9 protein-coding genes are annotated in these 10120 nt (G+C 68.9%); 3 read left to right on the forward strand and 6 right to left on the reverse strand.

Annotated elements, in window-relative coordinates:
• Positions 1 to 78: 78 nt before the first annotated feature.
• Positions 79 to 2502 carry an endopeptidase La gene (lon, locus tag ACY5J6_RS04870; protein ID WP_462846497.1) on the forward strand — a complete coding sequence of 808 codons (2424 nt, stop codon included), beginning with the start codon at positions 79 to 81 and terminating at the stop codon, positions 2500 to 2502.
• 63 nt (positions 2503 to 2565) lie between these two features.
• Here lon and bshA read toward each other — a convergent pair whose 3' ends face one another.
• The 3 genes from bshA to ACY5J6_RS04885 all read right to left on the reverse strand — a co-directional run bounded on the left by bshA (position 2566) and on the right by ACY5J6_RS04885 (position 5500).
• On the reverse strand, positions 2566 to 3660 hold the full coding sequence (gene bshA / locus ACY5J6_RS04875; RefSeq protein WP_462846244.1) for an N-acetyl-alpha-D-glucosaminyl L-malate synthase BshA: 1095 nt from the start codon (positions 3658 to 3660) through the stop codon (positions 2566 to 2568).
• A 113-nt stretch (positions 3661 to 3773) separates the two neighbouring features.
• Positions 3774 to 4880, reverse strand: coding sequence for an LptF/LptG family permease (locus tag ACY5J6_RS04880; protein ID WP_462846246.1), 1107 nt, complete (start codon positions 4878 to 4880; stop codon positions 3774 to 3776).
• The gene (locus ACY5J6_RS04885) at positions 4877 to 5500 is read right to left on the reverse strand and encodes a hypothetical protein (protein WP_462846248.1); all 624 of its coding nucleotides are present in this window, start codon (positions 5498 to 5500) and stop codon (positions 4877 to 4879) included. Before ACY5J6_RS04885 ends, ACY5J6_RS04880 begins: the two co-directional genes overlap by 4 nt.
• 65 nt (positions 5501 to 5565) lie before the next feature.
• Here ACY5J6_RS04885 and ACY5J6_RS04890 point away from each other — a divergent pair, with 65 nt between their 5' ends.
• Both ACY5J6_RS04890 and ACY5J6_RS04895 read left to right on the forward strand, forming a co-directional pair.
• Positions 5566 to 6990, forward strand: coding sequence for an O-antigen ligase family protein (locus ACY5J6_RS04890; RefSeq protein ID WP_462846250.1), 1425 nt, complete (start codon positions 5566 to 5568; stop codon positions 6988 to 6990).
• Complete coding sequence (locus ACY5J6_RS04895; protein WP_462846251.1) at positions 6987 to 7394, forward strand: hypothetical protein; 408 nt, start codon at positions 6987 to 6989, stop codon at positions 7392 to 7394. The genes ACY5J6_RS04890 and ACY5J6_RS04895 overlap by 4 nt, the downstream gene beginning before the upstream one ends.
• Here ACY5J6_RS04895 and ACY5J6_RS04900 read toward each other — a convergent pair.
• From ACY5J6_RS04900 to ACY5J6_RS04910, 3 genes are all read right to left on the reverse strand, one after another.
• On the reverse strand, positions 7391 to 7825 hold the full coding sequence (locus tag ACY5J6_RS04900; protein WP_462846252.1) for a hypothetical protein: 435 nt from the start codon (positions 7823 to 7825) through the stop codon (positions 7391 to 7393). The genes ACY5J6_RS04895 and ACY5J6_RS04900 overlap by 4 nt on opposite strands.
• Positions 7826 to 7834: 9 nt before the next feature.
• Positions 7835 to 9448: a hypothetical protein gene (locus ACY5J6_RS04905; RefSeq protein WP_462846253.1), complete on the reverse strand. Its 1614-nt coding sequence runs from the start codon at positions 9446 to 9448 to the stop codon at positions 7835 to 7837.
• Positions 9449 to 9569: 121 nt separating this feature from the next.
• Positions 9570 to 10049, reverse strand: a complete 480-nt coding sequence (locus ACY5J6_RS04910) for a hypothetical protein (protein ID WP_462846255.1) — start codon at positions 10047 to 10049, stop codon at positions 9570 to 9572.
• Positions 10050 to 10120: the final 71 nt, after the last annotated feature.

The raw sequence follows: 10120 nt of genomic DNA on the forward strand, positions 1-10120 counted from the left end.
AAGCTCTTGCAGTAAACTTGACATAGGTAGGCTTAGGCTATGGACGAACGCAAGGAAACGCCCGAAAGGAGGAACGCCATGCTGCCGGAAACCCTGCCCGTCTGCCCCGTGAGGGGGTCGGTCATCTACCCCACCATGGTCATGCCCATCGATGCGGGCCGGCCCATCTCCATCCGGGCCATCGACGAGGCCCTGGCCCGCGAGCGGGTGCTCCTCATCGTGAGCCAGAAGGACAAGGAGGTGGAAAGCCCCAGGCCCTCGGACCTTTACGAGGTGGGCACCGCCTGCAACATCCTGAAGATGCGCAAGAACCCGGACGGGTCCGTCCAGGTCCTGGTGCAGGCCTTCGCCCGGGTGCGGGTGAGGGAGTGGCTGGACCTGGGGGACCACCTCGAGGCCCGGGGGGAGGTGCTCCCCGACGAGCCCGGGGAGGCCCTCACCGTGAAGGCCCTGGTGCGGGAGGTGAAGGACAAGTTCCAGGCCCTCCTGAAGGAGGGGAAGTACCTGGCCCCCGAGGTGGCCCAGTTCGTTCTGAACCTGGAGGACCCCTCCCAGCTGGCCGATTACATCGCCTTCCACATGGACTTCCGCCTCGAGGACAAGCAGAAGGTCCTGGAGACCGCCAACGTGGCCGAGCGCCTGAAGCGCGTCCTGGTCCTTTTGGAGGCGGAGCTGGAGCTCATCGAGACCCAGCGGCGCATCCAGCAGCAGGTCAAGGAGGAGATCGACCGCAACCAGCGGGAGTACTTCCTCCGCGAGCAGATGAAGGCCATCCAGCGGGAGCTCCACGGGGAGGAAGGGGAGCAGGAGGTGGAGGAGTTCCGGAAGCGGTTGGCCGAGCTGGACCTCCCCCCCGTGGTGCGGCAGGAGGTGGAGCGGGAGCTCAACCGCTTCGCCCGCATGCACCCCGACTCCGCCGAGGCCAGCGTCATCCGCACCTACCTGGACTGGATCGTGAATCTCCCTTGGAACACCCGTACCGAGGACAACCTGGACCTGGCGCGGGCCAAGGAGATCCTGGAGCGCGACCACTACGGCCTGGAAAAGGTGAAGGACCGGGTTTTGGAGTACCTGGCGGTGCGCAAGCTCAAGGCGGAGCGGGCGAGGCGCGGGGAGATCCCGCCCGACGAGGTGAACAAGGGGCCCATCCTCCTCTTCGTGGGGCCGCCGGGGGTGGGGAAGACCTCCATCGCCAAGAGCATCGCCGAGGCCTTGGGGCGGAAGTACGTGCGCATCTCCCTGGGCGGCGCCCGGGACGAGTCGGATATTAGGGGCCACCGCCGCACCTACATCGGGGCCATGCCGGGCCGGATCATCCAGGGCCTGAGGCAGGCGGGGACCAAGAACCCCGTCTTCCTCCTGGACGAGGTGGACAAGCTGGGCATCTCCTACCAGGGGGACCCGGCGGCGGCCCTCCTGGAGGTCTTGGACCCCGCCCAGAACAAGGAGTTCGTGGACCACTACCTGGGGGTGCCCTTTGACCTCTCGGAGGTCATGTTCATCTGCACCGCCAACTTCCCCCAGAACATCCCGGCGCCCCTCATGGACCGCATGGAGGCCATTGAGTTCACCAGCTACATCGAGCAGGAAAAGCTGGAGATCGCCAAGCGCTACCTCCTGCCCAGGCAGCTAAGGGAAAACGGCCTCGAGCCCGAGCAGGTGGTGGTCACCGAGGCCGCCCTCACCCGCCTCATCACCCACTACACCCGGGAAGCGGGGGTAAGGCAGCTGGAGCGGGAGATCGGGGCCCTGCTGCGCAAGGCCGCCCGGCAGATCCTGGAGGAGGGAAAAAAGCGGGTACGCATCACCGAGCGCGACCTGGAGCGCTACCTGGGCCCGCCCCGCTTCCTGCCCGAGACCGAGGCCCGGGAGCCCCAGGTGGGGGTGGCCACGGGGATGTACTACACCCCGGTGGGCGGGGACATCATGTTCGTGGAGGTCTCGGTGATGCCCGGCAAGGGCAACCTGATCCTCACCGGGCAGCTGGGGGACGTGATGAAGGAGTCCGCCCGGGCGGCCCTCTCCTACGCCAAGAAGAACGCGGAGCGCTTCGGCATCCCCCTGGAGAAGTTTGACCGGTCCGACATCCACATCCACGTCCCCGCCGGGGCCATCCCCAAGGAAGGCCCCTCCGCCGGGGTGGCCATCGTGAGCGCTTTGGTATCCGCCCTCACCGAGGTGCCCGTGCGGCACGATATCGCCATGACCGGGGAGATCACCCTCACGGGCAGGGTGCTTCCCATCGGCGGGGTGAAGGAGAAGGTCCTGGGAGCCAGGCGGGCCGGGATCCGGGAGGTGATCCTGCCCAAGCAGAACGAGCCCGACCTCGCCGACATCCCCAGGCCCCTCCGGCAGAACATGACCTTCCACTTCGTGGAGCACCTGGACGGGGTGCTGGACCTGGCCCTGGTGGGGGGGCTGAAGGCCTTGGAGGCCCGCGCCCGGGAACCCAAGAAGCGCCCCGCCCGCAAGGGCAAGCGGGAGCTGGTGGCCCACGCCTAAGGTACCCCGCTCTGGCTAAAGCCAGAGCGGGGGCCCCAGAAGCCCCAAAAAGGCCTTTTGCCTTTAGCCTAGGGCCTCCCGGTAGACCTCCAGGTACTGCCCCGTGATCCGCTCGGGGTGGAAGCGCTCCACGGCGTAGGCCCGGGCCCGCTTGCGCATCTCGGGAAGCCTTGGGCTTTGTAAGAGCTCCAGCACCGCCTCGGCGAGGCCCTCGAGGTCGCCCAGCTCCACCAGCCTTCCCACCTCTGGGGTGACGAGCTCCGGGACCCCCCCCACCGCCGTGGCCACCACGGGCACGCCCGAGGCCAGGGCCTCGAGGGCCGCCTGGCCGAAGGACTCCTCCTCCGAGGCCAGGAGGAAGAGGTCCCCCGCCCCCAGGACCTCCTCCGGGTGCGGGGTGGGGGGGTGGAAGGTGACCCAGGGGGCCACCCCCAGCTCCTCCGCCACCCGCCTGGCCTCGGCCTCCTCCGGCCCCTTCCCCAGGAGGAGAAGCCTGGCCCGGACCTTCCTCCGCACCTTGGCGAAGGCCCGCACCAGGTCCGGCACCCTCTTGATGGGGCGGAAGTTGGAGGCGTGCGCCAAGAGGAACTCCCCTTCCTCCGCATAGAGGCCTTTCCTTTCCGGCCTGGGGTAAAAGCGCTCCGGGTCCACGGCGTTGTGGATCACCCTCGGCCGCACCCCGAAGGCCCTTTCCGCCTCCTGGGCCAGGGCCTGGCTCACGGCGGTGGTGGCCCGGGCCTTGGCCAAGGCGCGGCGGGTGGGCCCGTGGAAGGCGGGGTCCATCCCCAGGAGGGACACGTCCGTGCCGTGGAGGGTGTGCACCAGGGGAAACCCCTCGCCCAAGGCCAGGTAGGCCGAGGCGGCGTGGGGGATGGCGTAGTGGGTGTGGACCAGGTCCAGTCCGAGCCTCCTGGCCTCCCTCTCCAAGGTGCCCGCCAGGGATAGGGTGTAAAGGGGCCCGGGGAAGACGGGGTAGTAGGGCAGGTCCACGGGCACGTAGACCACGGGGCTTTCCTTGGCCAGGCGGAAGGGCCGTTCCGTGGCGAAGAGGTAGACCCGATGCCCCAACCGGGCGAGCCTGTCCGCCAGCTCCGTGGCCACGATGCCGCTTCCCCCAAGGCCTGGGTAGGCCACCAGGCCCAGGCGCAAGGGCCTCACGGTCTAAGCCCCCCGGTGCCCTTCGGGCGCCCGCGCGGGGATTGGGGAGCCTTCCCCCGCGACGAAAGCGGCGGCGGGGTAGTTAGGGAGCCCCTTCCCACCATGTCCCGAGTCTACCGCAGGGCCCGCACCCCGAGGAAAAGGAAGAGCAGGTTGGCCCCCCAGGCCCCAAGCTCCGGGGGAAAAGCCCCCACCCCGGCCAGGGAGCGCCCCAGGAAGAAGGCCCCGTAGTAGGCCAGGGCGAGGACCACGCTCATCCCCAGGGCGAGCCCGGCGCTCCGCCCGTAGCGGAGGGCCATGGCCGCCGAGAGGAGGACCAAGACCAGGTTGGCCAGGGGCAAGGCCAGCTTGGAGTGGAACTCCAGCCTAGCCCTCAGGCGGTCGGCGGGGGGAAGGAAGGGGTCCTTGAGCTTTCGCCAGGCCTCGCTGAGGCTATCCTGGCCGAAGCTGAAGGTGTCGGCGTAGTCGGCGATGGCCCGGGCCCGGGAGAGGTCGGACTCCACTTCCAGAAGCTTTCCCTGGCTTACCGCCCGGAAGACCTTGCGCACCTGGGCGAGGAGGTCCTTAGCCCCTTTCAGCCCCGGCACCTCCCGGAAGTCCACCCGGTAGAGGCGGTAGTCCCGGAGGTAAAGGGTCTTGTCCTCCCAGGTGCCCCGCTCGGCGAAGAGGAAGGTGCACACCTCCCCCTGGAAGGCGCTGATGCGCACCCCCAGCATCTCCTTGGCCGCCATGTCAAAGCCATCGAAGTAGAGGTTTTTGCCCTGGCCGATGGGGATCTCCTTCCCTACCAGGCGGAAAAGCCCCGCCCCCTGGGTGTGGATCTCGTCCCACCAGGCCACCCGCACCCGGTTGTTGGCCTCCGGGACCACGTACTCCTGCAGGTAGAGGGAGGCCAGGGAAAGGAGGGCCCCCATCCCGAGGAGGGGTAAGGCCGCCCGCCAAAGGGGGATCCCCCCGGAAAGGAGGGCGAACTGGGCCCCTTCCGCCGAAAGCCTTCCGAAGAGGAGGACGGTGGCCGTGACCAAGGCGATGGGGAAGACCTGCACCAGCACCCCGGGCACGTGGTAGGAGAGCCAGCGGAGGACCTTGGGGATGGGGACCCCTTCCAGCCACCTGGCCCCGGCGTAGAAAAAGCCGAAGAGGTAGACGGCGGTGAGGAAGAGGAGGGCGAAGAGGAGGAGGGGCAGGGCGTCTTTGAGAAGGTGGCGGTAGAGGGTCATGGGAGGCGCCTGGCGTAGGCCTCGAGGCGGCCCGCCTGGGGCGGGAGCTTGGTGCTGGCCTGGACCTTGCCCCCTACGAACCGGAGGTACAGCCTCGCCGAGGCCCCCTGGCCCTTCAGGGTGGCCTTCCCCTCCTGGTAGAGGAAGCTTCCCAGGACCAGGGCCTCCCTGGCCTTCAGGTCGGCCACCAGGGTCTCGGCCTGGAGCCTCGGGCTTTCCGCCCGAACGCTTCCCTTGAGGAGGACCACGTCCTCGGCGAAGAGGGCCAGGGCCCTTTGGGCCCTGAGGTTTTTGAAGTCGGGGTTGCTGAAGGTGAGGCCCGTGAAGCGGGCCTCCTGCCTGGGGATATCGTGCTCCAGGCCCTCCGCCAGGAAGGTCTCCTTCTGGGAGAGGAGCTCCACCTCCCTAGCCCGCACGAAGCTCCCCTCCTTGTACTCTATGTAGCTTCCCTTGAGCCGGAGGCCGTTCTCGTTGTCGGTGAGGACCCCTCCCTGGGGCAGGGTGGTCACCTCGGTGTCCAGGTTCACCCGCTGGGCCCCGAAGGGCTCCACGCTAAAGGCGGCGAACCGGGCCGCCAGGCCAAGGCCGAGGAGGAGGGCGAGGGTGGCAAGGCGCCTCATGCCCCCCACTTTACCGGCGAATCCTGAGGCCCGCCTTAAGGGGGCTTTCGTATAGTAAGGGCCGTGTGCTTCCTCGGTTTGGCCCTCGCCCTGGCCCCCCTTTTCCCCCCCTGGCCCTCCTCGCCCCGCTCTTCCTTCCCCGGCTCCGGGAGCTCTCCCCTGGGGCCCGGGTCCTTCTCGCCCTGTACGCCCTTTCCCTCCTCCTCCCCGCCCTCTTGGCCCCCGAGCCCCTCGCCTTTCCCCTCGCCCTGGGGCGGGCCCTGTACGTCCTGGGGCTGGTGGGGGCGGGGGTGGCCCTGGCGCGGCGGGGGGTGGGCTTGAGGCCCCTGGGGTGCGGCCTTCTTCCCCTCTACCTCAGCGCCTTCCTCGCCACCTACCTGGCCTTCGGGGACCGGGCCTGGACGGAGCGCCTCATGCACCCCTTCCACAGCCCCGTGGGCCTGGGGTTTATGGGGGCTTTAGGGGTGATCCTCGCCCTCTACCTTCGCTACCCCTGGCCCTTTCGGGCGCCCCTCGGGCTTTTGGGGGGGGCGGTCCTCCTCCTCTCGGGAAGCCGCGGGGGGATGCTGGCCCTTCTGGTGGGGGGGGCCGGGGGGCTCCTCTTCCGGGGGCGGGGGCTTGGGGCCCTAGGCCTTGCGGGGCTTCTCCTTTTCCTGGCGGCGAACCTGGACACCCCGGTCTCCGAGCGCTTTTTCCAGACGCACCTTTCGGGGCGGGAGGGGCTTTGGCTTCGGGCCTACGAGGTCTTCCAAGCCCACCCCTGGACGGGGGTGGGGCCCTACCTCCTGGGGGACTACCTGAAGGGCACCCTCCTCGGGAACTGCTTCCTCTTTCCCTTGCTGGAGGCCCGGGGGCTTTCCTGCCCCTCCTGGCTTGTGCCCTTGGGGGGGTTTTGGCAGTTCGCCCACAACCACCTCCTCCAGGCCCTGGGGGAAAGCGGCCTCCTGGGGGCCCTGGGGCTTCTCCTTCTTGCGGGCGGCTTCCTGGCGGCGGCCTGGGGGGAGGGGCTCCTCTTCAGCCTCCTCCTGGCCTACGCCGCCATGGGCATGGCGGATAACCCCTTCAGCGTCCCCAGCCCTTTCCGGGGAGAGGTCTTCTTCCTCCTCGGAGGGATGGCCCTGGCCCGAAGGACCCCCTTCCCCGGCGCCCTGGGGTGGGGTGGGGTCCTGGCCTTTCTTTGGGCCCTGCCCTTTTTCTACCTGGGAAGCCGCCCCGAGCCCCCCCCGCCCCGCCTGGCCTACGCCGCCCTGCCCCGGGAGGGCCTGGGGGAGGTGCGCCTTCTGGGGGGCGAGGGGTACCGGGTCCAGGTGTGGCTCTGCGGGGCCAAGGGGTGCTTGCGGGTGGGCTGGGAGTGGGCGGGGGAGGAGCCCATCCGTTTTGCCCTCCCCGAGCTTCCCTCGGGGCGCTACCGCCTCCGCCTCCTGCTCTTCAGCCAGCACCGCCTGGCCCTGAGGCCCCGCTACACCCTGGAGGAGGAGGTGGTGCGGTGAGGGCTTTCCTCCAGGGAGCCTTCTTTCTCCTCGCCTTTTGGGCCTCCCTCCTCGCCCTTTCCCAGGCCCTCACCCCAAGGCCCCTGGAGGAGGAGGCCTGCGTCCCTGGCCCCCTGCCGGAGCGGGCGGAGCTTTGGGGCAACGGAGCCCTTCCCTTACCCCTTTGCCGGGCGGCCACCCTGGTGCTGGACCTCGAGGGCACCCCCGCCCAAGGCCGAGGTCCCCATGTCCTCCTGGTGGAGGGGAGGCGCACCCTGTGGGAGGGGGAAGTCCTGGGCCGAAGGGAGGTGCGGGTGCGGGTCGCCGGGAGAGGCACGGCGGCCCTGGTCTTCACCAACGACCTCTACCGGCCCCCTGAGGACCGGAACCTCTTCCTTCGGGGCTTGAGGGTGGAGCCCCCCTAGCGGAAGAAGGTGAGCAGGGCCAGGACCGTCCCAAGGGCGGCAAAGAGGACCATGGTCTTGTTGAAAGCGGTGTTGATTTCGGCCTTCACCTCCTGGCGCAGGTTTTCAATGCGTCCTTCCAGCTTGGTCTCAACCTCTTGGATTTGGCGTTCCAGCTTGGTTTCCACGGCCTGAATTCGCTCTTCTAGCTTGGTTTCCACCTCCTGGATCCGCCCTTCCAGTTTGGTTTCCACGGCCTGGATCCGCCCTTCCAGTTTGGTTTCCACGGCCTGGATCCGGCCCTCCAGCCTGGCTTCCACCCCGCGCACCTCTTCCCTTAGACCGTCTATCCGCCGGGAAAGGTCCTGGACCAGGGGCGGGAGCACCTGGACGGTGGTCTCCACGATGCCCTCGAGCTTCTCCAGCCGCTCCAGCAAGCGGTCCTCGGGCATGCCCCCATCTTAGCGCAGGCTGAGGCCAAAGGAGAAGCCGAGCCCGGTGGCCTCGTCGTACTGCCCCTTGAGGACGTTCTGCGCCCTAAGCTCGTAGGCGAAGCAGCCCTCGTAGTAGCGCAGGGTGAGGCCGTAGCGGCTTAGGGCTCCGCCGCTTAGCCCCACCTCCGGGGCGAGCCAAAGGGCCTGGCAGCAGGTGCGGTCGGGCAGGGGCATGGCGTAGGCCAGGCGTACCTCCTCGTGGCTCCCCCGCACGTAGCCTAGGCGGAAGGTGCCCAGGGCGCTTTGGTACTCCCCTTCCAGGCGGTCCAGGCGGTTTCCCAGGGGGTTTTCCAGGGCGTAGCGGAGGGTGAAGGGCCCCTGGCGCCCTTCCAAGAAAAACCTTTGGAACTCGTCCCGGTTCTCGTAGGTGAAGGGCGGGGTCTTCCCTAGGGCCTCCAGCCTCCCCGCGTACCCCGCCCGCAGGGCCAGCTCCCCCTCCTGGAAGCCCCCCTCCAGGCTTCCCCCCACCGCCAGGTAGGGAGGGTAAGGGGTCCCGGGGTAAAGGGCGGCCAGGAGGGTGGGGGAGAGGGTGAGGCTAAAGGGGCCCTCCTTAAGGGTCTGGCGGTAGCCCCCCTCCACCCCCAGGGTCCAGCCCTGGCTCCTTCCCGTTTCCGCGTAGCGCAGGAAGGGGCTTAAGGTAAGGCCTTCCAGGCGGAAGGTGGGGCGGTAGCGGGCCTCGAGGCGGGGGGTGTCGGCGTCGGGGGGAGAGGGGGTGGCGGCGAAGTAGAGGTCGTCCCAATAGGCCCTCACCCCGGCGGCGTGACCAAGCCGTACCTCCGCCCCCTTGCTTCCCTCCTTGAGGCCCAAGATCAGGGCCTCCTGGGAGGCGTTCACCCCCGTGGCGAGCAGGGTGAGGCGCCTTTGCCAGCGCCCGATCTCCTCCCCGGGCTGGGGAAGGGGAAGGTCTTGTAGCCCCAGGGTAAGCCCCCCGCTTTCGCTCCCCGAGAGGACCAGGGGGCTCCTTAGGTCCGGCCTGCGGCGGGCGTTGGCCCGGGCCTCCCCCAAGGGGATCTCCAGGCCCCATAGCCCCAAGGAGGCCTCCCCCAGAAGCTCACCCGTCTTTGGGTCAAAGCGGGCCTCCTCCATCCGTAGGCGCACCTCCTCCCCGCAGGGGCAGGGGGTGGCGAGGAAGCCCTTGAGCCTGGCCTCTTCCCAGGTAAAGGAGGCCTCTTCCGCCCTTACCCGGTAGGCGGGGCTTTCCAGGTAGACCCCTTGGCCCACGGGGGGCCGCTCCAGCAAGACCCTTTCCGCCTGGGCCTTAAGGCTTCCCTTTTCCAGGCGCACCCTTCGGAGGGCCTTCCCCTCCAGGCTTTCCGCCTCGAGGCGCCACCCCTGGGCCTCGCCCCTTAGACCCCTGCCCTCTAGCCCTTCCCCTTCCCGGTAGCGGAGGAGGGGGGCTTCCAGGTAGAGCCCCTCCCGCTCCGGGCAGGCCTTCCCCTCAAGAACCAGGACCTCGCCGTCATAGCTCAGGTTCTCCCAGCCCAGGAGGCCTTCTTCCGTCTCCAGGGTGTAAGGCCTTTCCCCGCAGGGGCCCGCCAGGGCGGCCCCCAGGAGGAGGGCCAAAGCCAGCGCCCGCCACATGGCAGGAGGATAGCAAAAGGCTTTTGATAGGCGTAGACCCCTCGCCCAAGCCCAGGCGTGGAGGCCCTGCGGGCTTTTTTACCGGGGCCCCCATGCTGGCCCCGGCCAGCATGGGGTGGTATTAGGGTTTCCAGCCCGAGGGAGCCGCCGGGTAGGGCGGGGCTTGGTTCCGCTTAAGCTCCACCCGGAAAAGCCGGCTCAGGGTGACCGTGCCCCCGGTCTGGGCCGCCTCCCCCATGGCCCGGTCCAGGAGGGCGGCGAGCTCCAGGAGGAAGCGGTCCTGCCGGGCCTTCTCCAAGGGGAGGGCCCCGAAGGTGAAGCAGGCGGGGTTCACCGCCTGGCAGTGTCTCTCCAGGCGGAGCTTCCCCCCGAGGAAGTAGAGCCGCCACCCTCCCAGGTCCACCCGGTACCCTGCCCTGAGGTGGTCCCGGTACTGGAGGGAGAGGGCCTCCCAGAGGGCCCGGGCCTCCTCGCCCCTTGGGGTTAGGGTGTAGCGCCAGGTTTTGGCCCCTTGGGCGGTGAGGGTCTGGCTCCGGGTGAGCCCCCAGTCCTGGGCCAGGGCCAGGGGGAGGAAAAGAAGGGCCAGCCAGATTCGTTTCATGCCTTCATTCTTCACCGGGGCCCAGGGGGGCGGAGGGTCGTTTGCACCGGGGGCCTCCCCATCCCGCGGTA

Source organism: Thermus sp. H19.2 (genome assembly GCF_054979525.1).

Excerpts from the sequence above, each read along its gene's own strand:
- lon (WP_462846497.1), top strand. The coding sequence starts at position 79 with ATGCTGCCGGAAACCCTGCCCGTCTGCCCCGTGAGGGGGTCGGTCATC.
- ACY5J6_RS04880 (WP_462846246.1), bottom strand. The coding sequence starts at position 4,880 with ATGACCCTCTACCGCCACCTTCTCAAAGACGCCCTGCCCCTCCTCCTC.
- ACY5J6_RS04910 (WP_462846255.1), bottom strand. The coding sequence starts at position 10,049 with ATGAAACGAATCTGGCTGGCCCTTCTTTTCCTCCCCCTGGCCCTGGCC.
- ACY5J6_RS04885 (WP_462846248.1), bottom strand. The coding sequence starts at position 5,500 with ATGAGGCGCCTTGCCACCCTCGCCCTCCTCCTCGGCCTTGGCCTGGCG.
- ACY5J6_RS04900 (WP_462846252.1), bottom strand. The coding sequence starts at position 7,825 with ATGCCCGAGGACCGCTTGCTGGAGCGGCTGGAGAAGCTCGAGGGCATC.
- ACY5J6_RS04905 (WP_462846253.1), bottom strand. The coding sequence starts at position 9,448 with ATGTGGCGGGCGCTGGCTTTGGCCCTCCTCCTGGGGGCCGCCCTGGCG.